This is a genomic window from Kitasatospora sp. NPDC043950 (assembly GCF_056435345.1).
Genome location: NZ_JBWKER010000003.1, coordinates 231,165 through 248,405 on the forward strand (window position 1 = coordinate 231,165; position 17,241 = coordinate 248,405).

Sequence of the window (17,241 nt, forward strand, 5' to 3'; positions counted from 1 at the left end):
CCGACACAGCGTTCACGCTCCCTTCGACCGAACGGTGAGGCCGGCATGCCCGTGAGCAATCCCCACGACACAGCGACCGACGGGAGGTCCGACGAGTTGTGGTGCCCCTTCCCCTCCCTGCTGAACCGGCATGCCGAGCAGGCCGACCGGGAGAGCTTCGCCTGGATGGCACAGCACCGGTTGCTCGACGGGCTGCCCGAGCGTGCGGAACGGCTACGGCGTCAGCGAAGCGGTGCCCTCGCCGCTCGGACCAATCCCGAGGCGGGCGCGGAGATGCTGCGGCTGCTGGCGGACTGGTACGTCTGGCTCTTCGCCTTCGACGACGGGTACGGCGAGGACCCTGAGCGCGGCGGGCCACCGGGCCCACTGGCCCGGACAACCGCCCTGCTGGCGCGGGTACTCGACGCCGACCTGCCCCTGACCGAGCTCACGGGAACCGCACGTGCCTACGCGGTGGCCCTGCGGGAGATCCGGGACCGGATCCGCGTGCACGCTTCGCCCCCGCAGCTCGTCCGGTGGGAGCGCACGGTCTGCGACTACCTGTCCGCGCAGGTCTGGGAGGCCGCGAACCGGGAGGCGTCGGCCGTCCCCGGGCTCGCCGAGTACGTGGCCATGCGCCGCCACGCGGGGGCGACGTACACCTGCCTGGCACTCATCGACATCGTGGGCGGTTACGAACTCCCGCCCGCGCAGGCGGACGGCCCGACGCTGCGCAGGCTCGCGGACATCACCGCGAACCTGGTCAGCTGGGACAACGACCTGTACTCCCATGCCAAGGAGCGCGCCGGCGGCCAGGGACGCCACAACCTCGTCGAGGTCCTCGCCCGTCACCATCGCTGCTCCCCGTCCGCAGCCCGGGACCGGGCCCTCGCCATGCGCGACCGGGAGATGAACCACTTCATCGAGGCGTGCGAAGCCGTCAGCGCCGACGCCACCGCACCGACCGCGGTGTACGCGCGCAGCCTCGGGCTGTGGCTAAGGGGGCACATCGACTGGTCCCGTGGAAGTTCGCGATTCGACACACCGTCACCCGCAGCGAGCCGGCCATGACCCGTGACCGCAGTACGGCCGGCGGCGAGGCGCCCTGCGCCGGGGGCCGGCTGCCCGGGATCGGGCACCTGATTCCGCTGATGACCCGCCCGGTGCCCTTCCTGCAGTCGCTGGCGGACCTGGGCCCCGTCGTGCGGATCCAGCTGTGGCGGCGGCCGGTCCATGTGCTCACCGCGCCCGAACTCGTGCACAGGCTACTCGTCCAGGACGCCGCGAAGACCGAGAAGGGCTTCGTCTTCGACAAGGCCCGCAGGCTGCTGGGGAACGGGCTGTTCATCTCCGAGGGCGCCTTCCACCTCCGCCAGCGACGCCTTCTCCAGCCGGCCTTCCACCGCGACAGCATCCGCACGTACACCGCCGTGATGACCCGCGAGGCAGCCCGGGCGGTGTCCCGCTGGGAGCCGGAGTCACCGCTGACGATCAGCGAGCGGATGCACGAACTCACCCTGGACGTTCTGCTGGAGGCGCTGTTCGCCACCCGCCTCGGCGCCGGCCACAAAGCCCGGATCCACCAGGCCGTGCCGGTGGTCCTCACGGGGTTCATCCAGCGGGCCCTGTACCCCTCGCCGCTCCTGGAGAAGCTGCCCGTTCCCGCCAACCGGCGCTTCGACGCGGCAGTCGAGGACCTGCGCGCGGTGGTGGACGACATCGTCGCGCAGGTCGACCGGCGTGACAGGCCGGACAGCACGCTGCTGTCACTGCTGCTCGCCGCCAGGGACGAACAGACGGGTCGGCCGATGGCCCCTCTCCAGGTTCGGGACGAGGTGGTATCGCTGCTGCTGGCGGGCACCGAGACGGCTGCCACCACACTCAGTTGGCTGTGCTACGAGCTCGCCTGCCATCCCGATCTGCAGGACGAACTGAGCGAGGAGGTACGAGCCGTCGCCAGTGACGGCACCGTCGGCTGGAGCGACCTGCCGCGCCTTGAGCGCACCGGGCACGCGCTTAGCGAAACCCTCCGGCTCCACACCCCCAACTGGATCCTGATGCGCCGCGCGGTGGCCCCCCTCCAGTGCGCCGACACCCGGCTCGCCCCGGGCTCGGAGATCCTCTTCAGCCTTACCGCGCTGCACCGTGACCCGCTCCGCTACCCCGACCCCCACCGGTTCGACCCCGGCCGATGGCGCCAGCGCGGGGACCACGCTTCGCGCAAGCTCTTCATGCCCTTCGCCGCAGGACCGCACAAGTGCGTCGGTGAGACCTTCGCCTGGACCGAGCTGCTGATCATCGCCGCGGCCGTCCTGGCCCGCTGGCGGATCGGCCTGGCCACGCCCGGCCGCGTCCACGAGACCGCCACCTCGGCCACCCTCCGTCCCCGGGGTCCGCAACTCAGGATCCACCGCCGGACAAGTCACCCAGCGGCTCCAGGGGGAGCATGACGTTCCGTCAACCGGAGACGAACGGGAACGACTACGGTCAGCTCGCCGCATGGTGAGTTGACCGGCGGAAGGAAGGAAGCACCCCGTGGACCACGGCGACCACCACACCTACGACCAGATCTTCAGCCTCTCGGCAGAGGAAGAACGAGACCGGCTGAGGCACCTCACCTCCGTCTACGACCCCATCACCGAGCACGTCATCGGTTCCCTGCTCTCCCCCGCCGGACGCAACTGCCTGGAGGTCGGCGCGGGCAGCGGGTCGATCGCCGGGTGGCTCGCCGACCAGGGTGCCCAGGTCACCGCCCTCGACCGCGACGACCGCTTCCTGCCCGCCCACCCCCGCCTGACGACCGCCACCGGCGATGCCCTCTCCGAAGACTTCGACCCGGGCCCCGTCTTCGATCTCGTCCACACCCGCTTCGTCCTCATCCACGTTCCCCGACGAGACGAACTCCTCGAACGTCTCGTCTCCTGGCTGCGCCCCGGTGGGTGGCTCGTCGTCGAGGAGACCGCCGACACCACCTCCGGGACCTCCCCGCGCCCGCACCACCGCAACGCCATGGCCGCCATGTGGCGTGTCATGTACGAAACCGCCGGCACCGACATCACGTGGACACGCCACCTCCCGACCCCGCTCGCGGACCACGGCCTCACTGACATCGGGGCCCATGTCAGCACCCTCCCTTTCCATGGCCAGGACGACATGGCGCGCATGCTGCACCTCAGCATGAAGCCGCTGTCCCGGAGGATGGTGGACACCGGTCTGGTCACCGAGGCGGAACTGGCCGACGTCTACGCGGACTTCCGGAATCCCTGTGTGTGGGACCTGGCGTTCTCCATGGTCTCGGCCTGGGGTCGGCGCGGCAGCTGACCGTTCGGGCGCGCGGGCAACGGGGTCTGCAACCGGTCATCGGGCTTCCGCAGTGCGGCAGGCGAGGTTCAGGTGCATCGAGTCAGCGTCAGTGGCCAACCGTCAACCAGAGCCTTGGTAGCGCACCGTCCGCAGCCGACCCGGCTCCCAGGCCGAAGCGCCGGGCACCAGGACCGGGCGGCGACGGAGTCCCAGCCGGGCATGCACTCCTGGCGGCCGACGCCGATGCCGAGCCGGCGGATCTCGGCGAGGGCGTCGTTGTCGCGGATGACGGTACAGACCCCCGACTCGCCGACGGCCGCGCGGTCAGCGACATCTTCGATGAAGGCTGGGCACCGATCCTCGCCTCCATCCACCGCCAGATCGACCACTGGCAGACGGCCGACGAAACCCTCGGACCGGAAACCGTCCTGCGGCCGCTCACCCTGCACGGCTTCCGTACCGAGTCCGTCGGCGGATGGTGGGGGTCCGGCTGGTATGAGAGCACGGCCCGCCGCGCCGTCGCTCGCGCCGCGGGCAACGGCGGCCTCCCGACCGCCTTCCCCGACACCGAGCGGCTCGCGGACACCGCCGCCTGTCATCCCGATCTGCTGGACGACGACACGTTCTCCTGGCTCACCGAGGCCGTCTTCGAGGAGGAGTCCCTTCGGCGTGATGCCCTGCTGCCGGTCCCCGCAGCGGTCACCCTTCCGGACTGGGCAGCACAGGACTTGCCCGACCTCCTCCAGCCGGACATCGACGAAGAGGAACCCGACCGCACTCACACCAGCGGCTCGGAAGCGGCCGATGAGCAGCTAGGTATGAAGGCCTGACGCCGGACCGCTCACGCTGCCTCGCCGAAGCGGCGACCGGCAGAGCAACCGGCCTGGCCGGCCACCTCGGCGTCCGCCCGGTCGGGCGCGGAGGCGAGTGCCTTGACGGCTTCGTCGGCGGAGTCCTTGAGGAGGTGGCCGTAGAGATCGACGGTGATGGCGAGGTTGGAGTGGCGAAGGGTCTTGGAGACGACGGCGAGCGGGATACCGGCGGCGATCATGATGCTGGTCGTAGTGTGGTGCAGGTCGTGCAGGCCGATCTTCGGCAGGTCGAGTTCTGCGGTGCGTTTGCGGAGCTGGCCGAGGACCCGCTGGGGGCGCAGGTCGGGGAGACGGTAGTGACCGAAGGCGGGGAATCAGGTCCCGCTCGACGCAGTCCACGTAGCCGGCGTAGATGTTGGGCGCGAGCACCTCCTTCTTCGCCGCCAGCCACTCCCGCAGGAAGCTCGCCACGGTGGTGCGGCGGTCCTCGTAGACCCCGCGCAGCTCACCGTCCAGCATCGCCTTCATCTCCCGGGCCGCCTCGGCCCGGGTGGCGAAACCGCCCCGACGGCGGGTCCGGCGCTTCCCGTCCTCCCGGGCGAGGTCGATGCAGTACGTCCACCTCCCGTGATCCGCCTCCTCCAACAACCGCACACACCACGGACCCAACTGCTTCCCCCGCCCGTCCGAGCAGCCACACCGCCGGCAGACCCGGCCACGCTGCGCACGCTGTCCCATGAACTTCCTCCCTTTCGAGTGGGGGTGATCCCGGGTGCGCGAGGCACGTCAGAACCAATCGGTCAGGACACGCTCAAGACGACACACCGCCTGGAAGATCACCATCCGTAGTCGATGGGTAGGCGACCTTGATTCGCCCTCCGTGAACCCGCCGGCCGACGTCGCTGCTGGTGGATCGCGGGGCGCTTCAACCCGCGGTTGTTGAAGGCCCGCCAGATTGGTGTCACTCGCCGTGACCGGAGCCCTGGGGACCACTTTGGGACCACGCGCGATGAGTGCCAATGAGCGCCCATGGGCGGTAACGGACGCATGTGCACGAAGTGAACGCTGACGGCATCTCACTCCGCACGATCCCCTTCGATCGGTCGAGCATGTCCGATGAGAGCAAGATGGTTGAGAAGCAAAGAAGCCAGGACCTTGAGGTCCCGGCTGGCGCTGGCGGTTCAGGCGGCGGTTGGGGTGAGATCGGCGCGGCCGAAGAGCAGCGCCCAGCCGTTGGGCAGTTGGTGAAGGATGCGGTCGGTGAGGTGGTCGCCGGCGAGGTCGGTGAGGGCGGCCAGGACAGTGGAGGTGTCCCAGCGGGCTGCGGCGAGGGTGGTGCCGAGGGCGTCGGCGACGGCTTCGACGAAGGCGGGGGCCGAGACCGGTTGGGGCAGGGGGATCTGGGAGGCGAATACGGCGCGCGCCCGCTCGGGGAGTGTGGCGGCGAGGTCGCAGCGTTCGTCGCCGGTGAGCTGGGAGCCGAGCAGCGCCAGGACGGCGGCGAGGGCGCGTTCGGCTTCGTCGTCGCTCGGGTAGCGGCCGAGGATGCGGACCTGCTGGATCAGGTGGCGGTGCCGGGTCATGGCGGTGGCCTTCCGGGCGTTGGCCGGCGGCGGGGCGGCCGTGATGGGGGTCAGGGGCGTTGGCCGGCGGCGGGGCGGCCGAAGAGCACGTCGTAGCCGGGCGGCAGTTGGAGCAGGACCTGCTCCATGAGCTGGTCGCCGGCGGCGTCGGCGACGGTGGACAGGACGGCGCCGATGTTCCACAGGGCGGTGGTTTCGGCGGCGCCTTCGATCCAAGCGGCGGTGGCGCGCACGAACCGTTCGGGGCTGAGCGGTTCGGTGGCCTGCAGTGGGTTGAGCAGGACCAGGGCGAGCGTCGCGGGCAGGCGGGCCGCGAGGTCCGAGCGCACTGCGCCGACCAGGTGCGCGCCGAGCAGGGCCAGGACGACGCGCGCGCAGCGTTCGGCTTCCTGGGGTGTGTCGTATTCGCCGCGTTCCCGGACCTGGTCCAGGAACGCCTCCCAGTGCAGTGTCATTGCGGGTTCCTCCCTCCGGTCGGCGGCGGATGCCGGGTCTGGGGCGTGTGGCCGTGCGGGCGGGGTGCTGGGGCCAGCCAGGTCGTCAGGCCGGTCAGTTTGAGGAGCCGGGCCACCGGGCGGGTGATGCCGCGCAGGGCCAGGCGCGCCCCGTTTCGGTCGGCCTGGTTGCGGGCCTCCAGCAGGACGTTCAGGCCCGAGCAGTCCATGAACGTCACCTGTGACAGGTCGAGCACCACCTGCCGGTGGTCCGCCAGCGCGCGGGACAGCTCGCGACGAAGGTCCGGGGCGGAGTCGAGGTCGATCTCGCCGCATACCCTCACCGTGAACGGTGGCGCCGGGGTAGTCATGGGGCGGCTCGCTGTCCGTTGGGCCCGCGGGTCGCGGGCGTGTCCGGAAGGTCAGGCCGGGGCCGGGGTGTCCCGTGCCGCGCCGCCGGGGGGATTGCGGGCGGCACGGGACGGCTCGGGGAGAGGTCAGGCCTGGATCTGCTTGCGCCCGTCGCCATGGGCGATGGCGATCTTGCGGGGCTTGGCCTTCTCGGCGACCGGGATTTTCAGGGTCAGCACGCCGGCGTCGTAGTCGGCGGTGATCCCCTCCGGGTCGAGGGTGTCGGAGAGCATGACCTGCCGGGAGAACACACCGAGCGGGCGCTCGGCCAGCTCCCACTTCACGTCGTCTCCCTGCCGGTGCGGACGGCGCTCGGCCTTGACGGTCACCATGTTCCGCTCGACGTCGATGTCGATCGCGTCCGGGGCCACCCCTGGCAGGTCGAAGCAGATCACGTACTCGTCACCGGCGCGGTAGGCGTCCAGTGGCATCGGGGTCGGCCGCGACCAGGTACCGGTCGTGTTGAGGAACTGCTGGGTCAGCCGGTCGAGCTCGCGGAAGGGGTCAGTGCGCAGCAGCATCGCGAAACACCTCCATTGATCGTTGGGTGCCAGTGCGCTTCACCTGACATCGTTGTAGCACGTCATCCATCCAATGACAAACTCCTAGTGTCGTCCGTAGAATGACTGCATGAGCGCGAAGCCCCCGAAGCCCGCAGCCAGACCCGAGCCGGTCTCCTTCCTCGCCGCCGCCGCCGCAGCGCTAGCCGCCATCGACGACGCCGTGCGCACGGCCCGGGGACCTGGCCGTCCCGCAGGCCAAGACGCACGGGAAGGCGGTGCCGAGCGGGCGCTGGCCGCCCTCGTGCTGCTGCGGGAGCTGCGTACCCAGCTCGCCGACTGGGAGGCTCCGATGGTCGAGGCCGCCCGCGCCGCAGGCGCCACCTGGGCCGACCTCGCCCAGCCCATGGGCGTCGCCAGCCGCCAGGCCGCCGAGAACCGCTACCTGCGCCTGCGCCCCGCCGGCACCACCGGCACCACTGGCACCACTGCTACCGGCGCGGAGCGGGTCAAGGCCGTGCGCGACCGCCGCGCCGCCGACCGCGCCGTCGACGCCTGGGCCCGCGACCACGCCGCCGACCTGCGCGTCCTGGCCGCCCGGATCACCGCCGCCCCCGGCCACACCCCCGAAGCCGGGCCCGCCCTGGACGCACTCACCACTGCCCTCGGCGCCACCGACGCGGCCGACCTCATCGCGCCCCTGACCGGTATGCGCCTCCATCTCGGCGACGCCCATCCCGACCTCGCCGCCCGCCTCGACGACCTCGACGACCGCACCGACCGCCTCCGCCATGACAGTGATCAACGACGCGCCTGACCCTCCTGCCCAGGACCGATGGCAGCACATCGAGGACCGCCTCGCCGCCATCGAGCTGCGGATCCGCGAGCAGAGCACTGCGGCCCTCACCGTCCTTGACACCCACCTGGCCCGCCTCGACGCCCTGCGTCGCCAGCTCGCCACCCAGCCATGGCCCCCGCAGGGCCCCGACACCCCCGGCAGCCCGGCCCGCCACCCGTGCCCGTCCGCGGGAGAGGCTCGTTGAACCGGGCGCCTGCCCGCGGTCATCAGGCCGGCGGTACGCGGCGCCGATTCCCCGGCCCGCGTACCGCCTCGCGCCGCCGTCCGGCCTCACAGGCGGTCCCCTCGGGACGGCCCGCGCCTCGTCAGCCGTGCCGCGAGCATAAAATCCCCAAAACCGGGCAAAGATGGACGATCGGACAGTGGGATTCGCGCACTACCGGATGGACGGAGCAACCGATGGGTGACCTGTCGAACAAGGCGCAGAACGTGACCGGCAAGGCCAAGGAGAAGGTCGGGGACCTGACTGGTGACCAGGAGCTGAAGGGCGAGGGGCAGGCCGACCAGGCGGAGTCGAAGCTCAAGCAGGCCGCCGCGGACGTCAAGGACGGCGTGCGCGACGTCGCCGACCGTGTGAAGGGCGTCTTGAAGCGCGACAAGTGAGAAAGGCGGAGCCGCGATGGCACTGTTTCTGTTCATCGTCCTGATCGCTGTGGTGTTCGGTTTCGTCGGCGCCCTCGTGAAGGGCCTGCTGTGGCTGCTCGTGATCGGGATCGTCCTGTTCCTCGCAGCCCTGGTACTCGGCGGCATGCGTCTGGGCAGCCGACGCTCCGGGCGCAGGTAGGGAAAGCGGGCCATTCGCCGTGACGCAGCCCTCGGCCCTTCGAAGGCCAGGGCTGTATTCGGCGGGGCGGGGCCGTGTGGCCGGGGCTACTCCTGTAGACCCCGGCCGCACGGCGGCCGACGAGCGGCACGGCAGCGGCCCACGGGTGTGCCTACCCGCGGGCCGACGTTCAGGGCGGCGGGATGGCGTGCAGGCACGTGTGCCTGTCCGTGCCGCGGGCGTGGCCGGGCCATCACCTCCGTGATCTCCACCCGGAACGTGCCGTTCTCGTCCGCGAATGAACTACCAGCCCATATCCTGGGCAACCTCGCTCTGAGCAGCAGCGATGTCCTCGGCGGTCACCCCGGTCACGTCGGAGTCCGCGGCCCGCTCCAACCGCGACAGCAGATCGGCCAGGGCCTGTTTCTGGGCCGGATGGGTCACCGGCACCGAGCCGAGATCCGTCGTCATCAGCCAGTCGAACAACACGATGGTGTCCGCCTGCCACAGGCGCACCGACACGGTCGGGAGATCGTCTTCCATCCGCCCACCATGCCGGGCCGACCAAGCCGCACGACCGAACCGCACGACCCGAGGGGGTCAATTCTGCGGGACTGATGGGTTTTCAGTTCTGCGGAAGCGTTGACAATCTCCGCCTGACCTCGGCGGCGCGGCTTGGACGCTCGTTCCCAGTCCCCTGCTGCGCCGACCGGCCGCCGCGCCCTGCCGGGTTTCGCTCGCCGATACTGGCAAGCACCCTGGGCGCGAGCGGACTCGTTCGCATGGGCCCTGACCCTCCCCCCTTCTGGTCCGGGCCTGTACGGCGGGGTGTCCGGCGTGGTCCACCGCCGGCCGCCCTCGCCCGGGTGCGGTCGCGTGCGCGGCCTCGGGCGCGCGCGGTTGAACCATGGGGATCGTGGTTCTGTTGGAGCTGGTTGAGCCGTTGGATGCGCGCATCCTGGGGGTGGGCGGTGATCCGGTCGACGTCCTGTTGGTGCGCCGGGTCCACGCCGCCCTCTCCGATCCGGACGCCCCCGGCGGCCCCGGGCCGTCGACCCGCGTGCGGAATGGACGCCAGCGCGATGGTGGTCGAGCGGTGGAGCCCGGAGCGTCCGAGGCAGGGGTGGTATCCGCCGCGTTGGGCCGGATACGTCTGCCTCACCTGTGATGCCGCTGCCCGCGCTTTCTGATCCGGGAGCGCGGCGGGCCGACTGGGCCTATCGGGCCCCCGGCGGGTTGTCATCACCGTGGGGGGTGTCGATGGCCTCGCGCAGGGCAGGCAGGTCCGTGATGGCGGCCTGTTCGGCGAAGCGGGCCAGAAGCCGGCGGAGGCCCCGCTCGTCCCGGTCGCGCACTGCTTCGCCTATGGCCGCCGCCAGCGACGCCTGGGTATGGGGGTCGGGGGTGCGCACCTGCCGCGCGGCCTGCGGCCCTTCCACCACTTGTCTCCCGTTCACTCGTGGTCCTGGCCGCGGGACGCGGCGTCCTCCGCCCTGGGTGCGGCTGCGGCGACAGGCCGCCCCACCCCGTGAGGGGCGAAGACTACCTCCCCAGCCGGCGCCGAAAAATCTATGCCCGCTGGAGTAGACATTGCCACGCGCCGTGGTTAGTGTTTCTCTCGTAGACGAGAGAAGCGGTACCTGCCAGACACGAACTGGCGGGTAGCAGTACAGGAGTTCGTAGGTCGGTACGGTTGCAGGGTCTTGAAGCCAGGGATGGTGCAGTAAGGCGACAGGACCGGCGGCCGGGCCGGGCGGCCCGCAGGTATCAGGGGTCGCCACCGAGCGGTACCGCAGTTCGGTAAGTGCAGTACCAGCAGTGTGAAGTTGAGTTGGGAAGTACCAGCAGTCGAAAGTACGCGGTATCCCGGTGAAGGCGCCCAGACTGCGGGCGCGCGCACTGGGAGTCCGGCAGTGGGGTTCCAAGCCGAGTGGTTAAGCAGGACGGGCGACGGGGCTGGCTACCGGACCCGGTGGACCGCAAGGACCGCCACAGCAGTACCGAGTGGTTGGCACTACCACGCAGTTCGAAGTACCAGCAGTTCCGCAGTACCAGGTCAGTGCAGAGGATGAACGGAGGGGACAGAGCGCCATCAGGATCGCCCGGCCCGTGAGGAAGTCGCCCGGGCGGAATCCGAAGACCCCAAGGCAAGGACGGTGGTTTCCGGTCACGCATACGCGATCCCCGCATGCCCCCTCCCCCGGGGCAGTGCGGATATAAGGAAGCCGGCCACAAGGCCTGCAGATGGTGTAAAACCCTTCGGGGCCCCGGGAGCCACAATGGCCCCCGGGGCCCCTCAGTACGTCCCCAGGCACAACAACAAGAAGAGGTGCAGTGACCACGGCAACCATCCGACCGCATACCCCCGGCGCCGTCAGCTCGTTCGACGATGACGACTACCCCGCCTACACCATGGGCCGCGCCGCCGAAATGACCGGCACCACCCCCGGTTTCCTACGCTCCCTCGGCGAACAGGGCCTCATCACCCCCCTGCGCTCCGAAGGCGGCCACCGCCGCTACTCCCGCTACCAGCTGCGCATCGCCATGCGCGCCCGCGACCTCGTCGACCAGGGCACCGCCATCGAGGCCGCCTGCCGCATCGTCATCCTCGAAGACCAACTCGAAGAAGCCCTGCGCATCAACGAAGAGCTCCGCCGTTCCCCGCGCGGCCAGGAGTCCGCCGCCGACACCTGACCAGCCTGCCAGGCCGACGAGACCGGTCCGCGGTGAGCGACGGGCGCTCACCGCAGGCCGCCCCGGACACGATTACCCCTCAGTCCCCGATCGCTGGCCGACCGTTCCCCGCGCGGCCAGGAGTCCGGCACCCTGCCTCACCGGCGCGGACCGGTTCCGGGCCGCGCTCATGCACAACTGTGTTTCCTTGACCGGTCCTTGGCCGCGCCAGCCGCTGACGGTTCGCCTGCGCTGAGCGGGCGGTCCGCTCGGTCGCCCGGCCGCTACGGTGAGGATTGCGCCGCCGCCTGCGGGCCGTCAGGCAAGTCGCCCGCTTTGCGGGCGCCCCCGGCCCGCCCGAGACCGGGGCCGCGAGGAGTTACTCGGTGGCCGTCCCCGCGGAATCCGACCCCCTGCCCTCGACATCCGCCTGCGACCGGGAACCGGCGCCCTGATGCTCGACGCGATGGCCGACCCCGACCAGGACAGCGGCCCAATGCTGAACGCCGCCGTGGACAGCTCCCTGGAGACGCGGCTGCCGGCGCGTCGGCGCCGGCAGCGCGGGCCTAGAAGCTGAGCAGGCCGATGGCGTGGCCGTCGGGGTCGACCACCGGCCACGTGGTCAGGCCGCGGGCGCGCATGGCGGAGGCTGCGGTGGTGGCGGGCATGTCGGCGGTGGCGAACGGGGCCTGGTCGAGGACGATGTCGCGCACCGGGGTGCGCTCGGTGGACCAGGTGCGGGTCTGGAACGGTGCGAGGTGCAGGCGGGTCAGCAGCCCGGCGCAGCGGCCGTCGTCATCGCGGACCAGGAGGTGGTCGGCGCCGGAGCCGTGCAGGATGTCGATCGCCATGTCGACCATGACGTCGTCGCTGATCTGCAGCTCGGGGTGTCTCATGAGGTCGCCGACCGTGGCGGTGGTCGCGGGGTGTTCGAGGGTGAGGGTCATGGGCGGACTCCTTGGTGTCGGTTCCGCCGGGGCCGGCGGTGGTCGGGGCACCGCGGTGGGAGGGCCGGCGGGGTCCGCCGGAGCGGGCCGGGACTCCTGCTTCGCGCTGGTGAGTCGTGGGGGGGGGGGGGGGGGGGGGGGGGGGGGGGGGGGGGCCCGCCCCCCCCCCCCCCCCCCCCCCCCCCCCCCCCGCTCCCCCGTCCGGTCGGCGTGAACGCCGAACGACCAACCTTGACCCACACCTGCCGGACGGGTCCAATATCCGGTTCCATAACCTTGGGGCATGGATGTCGACACCCGCCTGCTGCGCAGCTTCGCCGCGGTCTGCGAGGAGGGTCAGCTGACCGCCGCCGCGGCCCGGCTGTTCGTCTCCCAGCCGACGCTCACCAAGCAGATCCGCCAGCTGGAATCGCTGCTCGGGGTCGCGCTGTTCGAGCGCTCGCGGCGCGGCATGGCGCCCACCCCGGCCGGGCGGGCGCTGGCGGACTACGCCGGGGCGATGCTGGCCGGCTGGGAGGACGCGCTGCGTGCCACCCGGGCGGCCGCCGCCGAGCAGGGCTCGGTGCTGCGCGTGGGGTTCGAGGGCGGCATCATCAACCTGATGACCCGCAGCACCGTCGCCGACTTCGCCCGGCGGATGCCCGGCTGGCAGGTGGAGCTGCGGCAGAACAACTGGTTCGACCCGACCTCGGGCCTGGCCACCGGCGAGATCGACCTGACGCTCTGGCACGGCCCGGCGTGGCTGGTCGAGCACTACAACGTCGCCGTGCTCGGCGAGGAGGCGCGGGTCGTGGCGCTGCCGACCGGGCACCGGCTGGCGGACCGGGCCGAGCTGTCCGTCGAGGACCTGCTGGACGAGCCGTTCGTGGCGATACCGCACGAGGCCGGGCACTGGCGCGAGTACTGGCTGGCGGGCCGGGAGCGGGGCGGGCGTCCGGTGCGGATCGGCGCAGTGGCGCACAACACCGACGAGTGGCTGGCCGCGGTGGTGTGCGGTCAGGGCGTCGGCTTCGCACCGGAGACGATGAGCCGGCTGGCCGTACGGGATGACGTCGCGTACCGGCCGGTGCGGGGGCTCAGCCCGAGCCTGGTCGGGCTGTACTGGCCGAAGGACCGCGAACTCACGCCGGCGATGGCCGCGTTCGTGCGCAGCTGCCGGGTCACGGTCCCCTTCGGCCGGCTGGGATCGTCGGGTGGGACGGAGCCCCGGGTGGGAACGTCGGGTGGAACGGAGCCCCGGGTGGGAACGTCGGGTGGAACGGAGCCCCGGGTGGGAACGTCGGGTGGGACGGAGCCCCGGGTGGGAACGCGGTCGGTGGAGCCGACCTGACGGTCTACACCGCCACGAAGGCCTCGGGGTAGCGGCAGAGCCCGCGCGGAGCGCCGTCGTACCCGGGCAGCGGCAGCGCCTGGAAGTAGGCGTCCGGCACCTCGAACGGCCCGCTGACCTCGTGCCGACCGGCCGCGCTGAAGCCGAACCGCCCGTAGTACTCCGGGTCGCCGAGGACGACCACGAGCTTCTCCCCCGCCTCCTCGGCCGCCGACAGCGCGGCCCGGACGACGAGTTCGCCGACGCCCTTGCGCTGCCACTCGGGCGCGACGGCGACCGGCGCGAGCGCGAGGCCCGCGCCGTCCTCGCCGACCCGCAGCCGGGTCAGCAGCGCGTGCCCGATCACCAGCCCGGTCTCGTCGACCGCGACCAGCGACAGCCCGGGCAGCCAGGCCGGATCGCGGCGCAGCGCATCGACCAGGTCCGCCTCGTCGGGGCCGGGGAACGCGGCCATGTGGACGCGTCTGGTCGCCGGGGCGTCATCCGGACACTCGACCCTTGTGATCACCTGCATGAGTCAACCCTCCTTGTGTCACACGTCATTGTGGACCGGCCCCGGACGGTGGGTGGACCGTCCGGGGCCGTTGAAGGTTAGCGGATCCGGTGTCAGGCCTCGGACTTCGCGGCGTCCTCGCGCAGCTTCGGCTTGGCGTCCACGCCGGCCTCCCGGCGCTGGGCCGGGGTGATCGGGGTCGGGGCGCCGGTCAGCGGGTCACCGCCGGTGGACGTCTTCGGGAAGGCGATGACGTCGCGGATGGTGTCGTACCCGCCGAGCAGGGTGACGATGCGGTCGAGGCCGAAGGCGACGCCACCGTGCGGCGGCGGGCCGTAGTTGAAGGCGTCCAGCAGGAAGCCGAACTGCGAGGCCGCCTCCTCCTCGGAGAGGCCGATCGCGTCGAACGCCCGCTTCTGCACGTCGCGCTGGTGGATACGGATCGAACCGCCGCCCAGCTCCGAGCCGTTGAGGACCAGGTCGTAGGCGTTGGACAGGGCCGAGCCCGGGTCGGTGTCGAAGGTGGCGAGCGACTCGGCGGTCGGGGCGGTGAACGGGTGGTGCACCGCGTGCCAGCCCTGGAACTCGCCCTTGTCGTCCTCGATCGGCTCGAACATCGGGAAGTCGACGACCCAGAGGAAGGCCCACTGCGACGCGTCGATCAGCTCGCAGCGGCGGCCGATCTCCAGGCGGGCGGCGCCCAGCAGCTCCTGCGAGGGGCGCTGCTTGCCGGCCGCGAAGAAGATCGCGTCGCCGTTCCTGGCACCCGCGGCGGCGGCCAGGCCGGCCAGGTGCTCCTCGGACAGGTTCTTGGCGACCGGGCCGCGCAGCTCGCCGGTCTCGGCGTCGATGACGACGTAGGCCAGGCCGCGGGCGCCGCGCGCCTTGGCCCAGTCCTGCCAGGCGTCGAGCGCCTTGCGGGGCTGCGAGGCGCCGCCGGGCATCACCACGGCGCCGACGTACGGGGCCTGGAAGACGCGGAACTCGGTGCCCTTGAAGTACTCGGTGAGGTCGGTGAGTTCCTGTCCGAAGCGGACGTCCGGCTTGTCGGAGCCGTAGCGGGCCATGGCGTCCGCGTAGGTCATCCGGGGCAGCGGGTTGGGGAGCTCGTAGCCGTGCACCTCGCGCCAGATCGAGCCGACGATCTTCTCGCCGAGGGCCAGGATGTCCTCCTGGTCGACGAACGAGGCCTCGATGTCGAGCTGGGTGAACTCCGGCTGCCGGTCGGCGCGGAAGTCCTCGTCGCGGAAGCAGCGGGCGATCTGGTAGTAGCGCTCCATGCCGGCCACCATCAGCAGCTGCTTGAACAGCTGGGGCGACTGCGGCAGCGCGTACCAGTGGCCGGGCTGCAGGCGGACCGGGACGAGGAAGTCGCGGGCGCCCTCGGGGGTGGAGCGGGTGAGGTACGGCGTCTCGATGTCGAGGTAGTCGTTCTCCTCCATCACCCGGCGGATGATGTTGTTGACCTTCGAGCGCAGCCGCAGGCCCTTGGCCGGGCCCTCGCGGCGCAGGTCCAGGTAGCGGTAGCGCAGCCGGACCTCCTCGTTGACCGTGCCCGGCTCGTACTCGGCGACCGGGAAGGGCAGCGGGGCGGCCTCGGAGAGGACCTCGATCTCGCTGACGACGACCTCGACCGCGCCGGTCGGGATGTCCGGGTTCTCGTTGCCGTCGGGGCGCACCCGGACGTCGCCGACGACCTTGACGCAGTACTCGGCGCGAAGGCCGTGCACCGAGTCGAGGTCGCGGACCACGATCTGCACGGTGCCGGAGGCGTCGCGCAGATCGATGAAGGCGACACCGCCGTGGTCGCGGCGGCGGGCGACCCAGCCGGCCAGGGTGACGGTGGTGCCTGCGTGCTCCGGGCGGAGCGTGCCCGCGTCGTGCGTGCGGATCACAGCTGCTTCTCCTTCAGGGTGGTGACGAGTGCGTCGAGGGCGACGGGGTTCTGCTCGCCGGTGGTCAGGTCCTTGAGCTGGACGACGCCGTCGGCGAGGTCCCGGTCCCCGGCCACGAGGGCGAAGCGGGCGCCGGACCGGTCGGCGGACTTCATGGCGTTCTTGATGCTCTTGACGCCGAAGGCGAGGTCGGTGGCGACGCCGGCCCGGCGCAGCTCGACCACCTTGGCGAACAGGACGTTCTTGGCCTCCTCGCCGAGCGCGACGGCGTACACGGAGGTCGCGGCGGGCAGGTCGAGGACGATGCCCTCGGCCTCCATCGCCAGGAAGGTGCGGTCCACGCCGAGGGCCCAGCCGACGGACGGCAGCGCCGGGCCGCCGATCATCTCGGACAGGCCGTCGTAGCGGCCGCCGCCGCCGATCGCGGACTGGGCGCCGAGGCCGTTGTGCACGAACTCGAAGGTGGTGCGGGTGTAGTAGTCCAGGCCGCGGACCAGCTTCGGGTCGTCGACGAAGGCCACGCCGTTCGCGGTGAGCAGCTCGCGGACCTTCTCGTCGTACGCCTTGCACTCCTCGCACAGGTAGTCGCGCAGCTTGGGCGCGTCGACCAGCTGGGCCTGCACCGACTCGCGCTTGTCGTCCAGGACGCGCAGCGGGTTGATGTCGGCGCGGCGGCGGGTGTCCTCGTCCAGGTCCAGGCCGGCGAGGAACTCGACCAGGGCGGCGCGGTAGACCGGGCGGCACTGCTTGTCGCCGAGGCTGTTGAGCAGCAGCGAGTAGTCGCGCACGCCCAGCGAGCGGAAGGCGTCGTCGGCGAGGATGATCAGCTCGGCGTCCAGGGCCGGGTCCTCGGCCCCGATCGCCTCGGCGCCGACCTGGGAGAACTGGCGGTAGCGGCCCTTCTGGGCGCGCTCGTAGCGGTAGTACGAGCCGGAGTACCAGAGCTTGACCGGCAGGTTGCCCTGCTTGTGCAGGTTGGCCTGGAGGGCGGCGCGCAGCACCGAGGCGGTGCCCTCCGGGCGCAGCGCGAGCTCGTCGCCGCCGCGGGTGGTGAGGTTGTACATCTCCTTGCTGACGATGTCGGTGGACTCGCCGACGCCGCGGGAGAAGAGCTTCACGTCCTCGAAGACCGGGGTCTCGACGTAGCCGTAGCCGGCCCGGCGGGCGGGCGCGGCGATGCGCTCGCGGATCGCCAGGAAGGTCGCGGAGCTGGGGGGCAGCAGGTCGTAGGTGCCCTTGGGGGCGGTGAAGGTGCTCAA

The 17,241-nt window shown here is 71.4% G+C and carries 21 protein-coding genes and 1 pseudogene; 10 read left to right on the plus strand and 12 right to left on the minus strand.

Annotated elements, in window-relative coordinates:
• Positions 1-45: 45 nt before the first annotated feature.
• The 4 genes from AC07BF_RS03235 to AC07BF_RS03250 all read left to right on the plus strand — a co-directional run bounded on the left by AC07BF_RS03235 (position 46) and on the right by AC07BF_RS03250 (position 4,112).
• Entirely contained in the window at positions 46-1,050 is a 1,005-nt protein-coding gene (locus AC07BF_RS03235; RefSeq protein WP_363588205.1) for a terpene synthase family protein, read from the plus strand.
• The gene (locus tag AC07BF_RS03240) at positions 1,047-2,429 is read left to right on the plus strand and encodes a cytochrome P450 (RefSeq protein WP_478332873.1); all 1,383 of its coding nucleotides are present in this window, start codon (positions 1,047-1,049) and stop codon (positions 2,427-2,429) included. The genes AC07BF_RS03235 and AC07BF_RS03240 overlap by 4 nt, the downstream gene beginning before the upstream one ends.
• A gap of 85 nt (positions 2,430-2,514) precedes the next feature.
• Positions 2,515-3,300: a methyltransferase domain-containing protein gene (locus AC07BF_RS03245; RefSeq protein WP_363588202.1), complete on the plus strand. Its 786-nt coding sequence runs from the start codon at positions 2,515-2,517 to the stop codon at positions 3,298-3,300.
• A complete protein-coding gene (locus AC07BF_RS03250; protein WP_400812294.1) occupies positions 3,249-4,112 on the plus strand; it encodes a hypothetical protein in 864 nt (287 codons plus the stop codon). The genes AC07BF_RS03245 and AC07BF_RS03250 overlap by 52 nt, the downstream gene beginning before the upstream one ends.
• An 11-nt stretch (positions 4,113-4,123) precedes the next feature.
• Here the strand turns inward: AC07BF_RS03250 and AC07BF_RS03255 are convergent, their stop codons facing one another.
• From AC07BF_RS03255 to AC07BF_RS03280, 6 genes and pseudogenes are all read right to left on the minus strand, one after another.
• The gene (locus tag AC07BF_RS03255) at positions 4,124-4,435 is read right to left on the minus strand and encodes a tyrosine-type recombinase/integrase (RefSeq protein WP_478332884.1); all 312 of its coding nucleotides are present in this window, start codon (positions 4,433-4,435) and stop codon (positions 4,124-4,126) included.
• Positions 4,436-4,622: 187 nt separating this feature from the next.
• A pseudogene (locus AC07BF_RS03260) lies at positions 4,623-4,832 on the minus strand (Arm DNA-binding domain-containing protein); the annotation flags it as partial.
• Between the two features lie 443 nt (positions 4,833-5,275).
• Entirely contained in the window at positions 5,276-5,677 is a 402-nt protein-coding gene (locus AC07BF_RS03265) for a DUF2267 domain-containing protein (protein ID WP_363588198.1), read from the minus strand.
• 50 nt (positions 5,678-5,727) lie between these two features.
• Complete coding sequence (locus tag AC07BF_RS03270) at positions 5,728-6,132, minus strand: DUF2267 domain-containing protein (protein WP_478332874.1); 405 nt, start codon at positions 6,130-6,132, stop codon at positions 5,728-5,730.
• Positions 6,129-6,482 (minus strand): STAS domain-containing protein, encoded by a 354-nt coding sequence (locus tag AC07BF_RS03275; protein WP_363588194.1) that lies wholly within the window; start codon positions 6,480-6,482, stop codon positions 6,129-6,131. Before AC07BF_RS03275 ends, AC07BF_RS03270 begins: the two co-directional genes overlap by 4 nt.
• A gap of 126 nt (positions 6,483-6,608) precedes the next feature.
• Positions 6,609-7,043 (minus strand): Hsp20/alpha crystallin family protein, encoded by a 435-nt coding sequence (locus AC07BF_RS03280; RefSeq protein ID WP_363588192.1) that lies wholly within the window; start codon positions 7,041-7,043, stop codon positions 6,609-6,611.
• Positions 7,044-7,152: 109 nt separating this feature from the next.
• Between AC07BF_RS03280 and AC07BF_RS03285 the strand changes: the two genes are divergently transcribed.
• From AC07BF_RS03285 to AC07BF_RS03300, 4 genes are all read left to right on the plus strand, one after another.
• Positions 7,153-7,839, plus strand: a complete 687-nt coding sequence (locus AC07BF_RS03285) for a type III effector protein (protein ID WP_363588190.1) — start codon at positions 7,153-7,155, stop codon at positions 7,837-7,839.
• Entirely contained in the window at positions 7,814-8,065 is a 252-nt protein-coding gene (locus AC07BF_RS03290) for a hypothetical protein (protein ID WP_363588188.1), read from the plus strand. Before AC07BF_RS03285 ends, AC07BF_RS03290 begins: the two co-directional genes overlap by 26 nt.
• A gap of 215 nt (positions 8,066-8,280) precedes the next feature.
• Positions 8,281-8,484 (plus strand): CsbD family protein, encoded by a 204-nt coding sequence (locus AC07BF_RS03295; RefSeq protein ID WP_400812300.1) that lies wholly within the window; start codon positions 8,281-8,283, stop codon positions 8,482-8,484.
• A 16-nt stretch (positions 8,485-8,500) separates the two neighbouring features.
• Entirely contained in the window at positions 8,501-8,665 is a 165-nt protein-coding gene (locus AC07BF_RS03300) for a hypothetical protein (protein ID WP_218206507.1), read from the plus strand.
• Between the two features lie 282 nt (positions 8,666-8,947).
• On the opposite strand, the gene AC07BF_RS03305 is transcribed toward AC07BF_RS03300, so the two are convergent.
• Together AC07BF_RS03305 and AC07BF_RS03310 are read right to left on the minus strand one after the other, a co-directional pair.
• The gene (locus AC07BF_RS03305; RefSeq protein ID WP_363588184.1) at positions 8,948-9,187 is read right to left on the minus strand and encodes a hypothetical protein; all 240 of its coding nucleotides are present in this window, start codon (positions 9,185-9,187) and stop codon (positions 8,948-8,950) included.
• Positions 9,188-9,861: 674 nt separating this feature from the next.
• Complete coding sequence (locus AC07BF_RS03310) at positions 9,862-10,101, minus strand: hypothetical protein (RefSeq protein ID WP_363633253.1); 240 nt, start codon at positions 10,099-10,101, stop codon at positions 9,862-9,864.
• Positions 10,102-11,056: 955 nt separating this feature from the next.
• Here AC07BF_RS03310 and AC07BF_RS03315 point away from each other — a divergent pair.
• Positions 11,057-11,338: a helix-turn-helix domain-containing protein gene (locus AC07BF_RS03315; RefSeq protein WP_400812306.1), complete on the plus strand. Its 282-nt coding sequence runs from the start codon at positions 11,057-11,059 to the stop codon at positions 11,336-11,338.
• A gap of 545 nt (positions 11,339-11,883) precedes the next feature.
• On the opposite strand, the gene AC07BF_RS03320 is transcribed toward AC07BF_RS03315, so the two are convergent.
• A complete protein-coding gene (locus AC07BF_RS03320) occupies positions 11,884-12,264 on the minus strand; it encodes a CBS domain-containing protein (protein WP_363588178.1) in 381 nt (126 codons plus the stop codon).
• A 283-nt stretch (positions 12,265-12,547) separates the two neighbouring features.
• On the opposite strand from AC07BF_RS03320, the gene AC07BF_RS03325 reads away from it, so the two are divergent.
• Positions 12,548-13,594, plus strand: coding sequence for a LysR family transcriptional regulator (locus AC07BF_RS03325; protein WP_478332875.1), 1,047 nt, complete (start codon positions 12,548-12,550; stop codon positions 13,592-13,594).
• A 4-nt stretch (positions 13,595-13,598) separates the two neighbouring features.
• Here the strand turns inward: AC07BF_RS03325 and AC07BF_RS03330 are convergent, their stop codons facing one another.
• The 3 genes from AC07BF_RS03330 to hisS all read right to left on the minus strand — a co-directional run bounded on the left by AC07BF_RS03330 (position 13,599) and on the right by hisS (position 17,241).
• Positions 13,599-14,108 (minus strand): GNAT family N-acetyltransferase, encoded by a 510-nt coding sequence (locus AC07BF_RS03330; RefSeq protein ID WP_363583090.1) that lies wholly within the window; start codon positions 14,106-14,108, stop codon positions 13,599-13,601.
• 92 nt (positions 14,109-14,200) lie between these two features.
• Positions 14,201-15,982 (minus strand): aspartate--tRNA ligase, encoded by a 1,782-nt coding sequence (gene aspS / locus AC07BF_RS03335; protein WP_363583088.1) that lies wholly within the window; start codon positions 15,980-15,982, stop codon positions 14,201-14,203.
• Positions 15,979-17,241, minus strand: coding sequence for a histidine--tRNA ligase (hisS, locus tag AC07BF_RS03340; protein WP_063346798.1), 1,263 nt, complete (start codon positions 17,239-17,241; stop codon positions 15,979-15,981). Before hisS ends, aspS begins: the two co-directional genes overlap by 4 nt.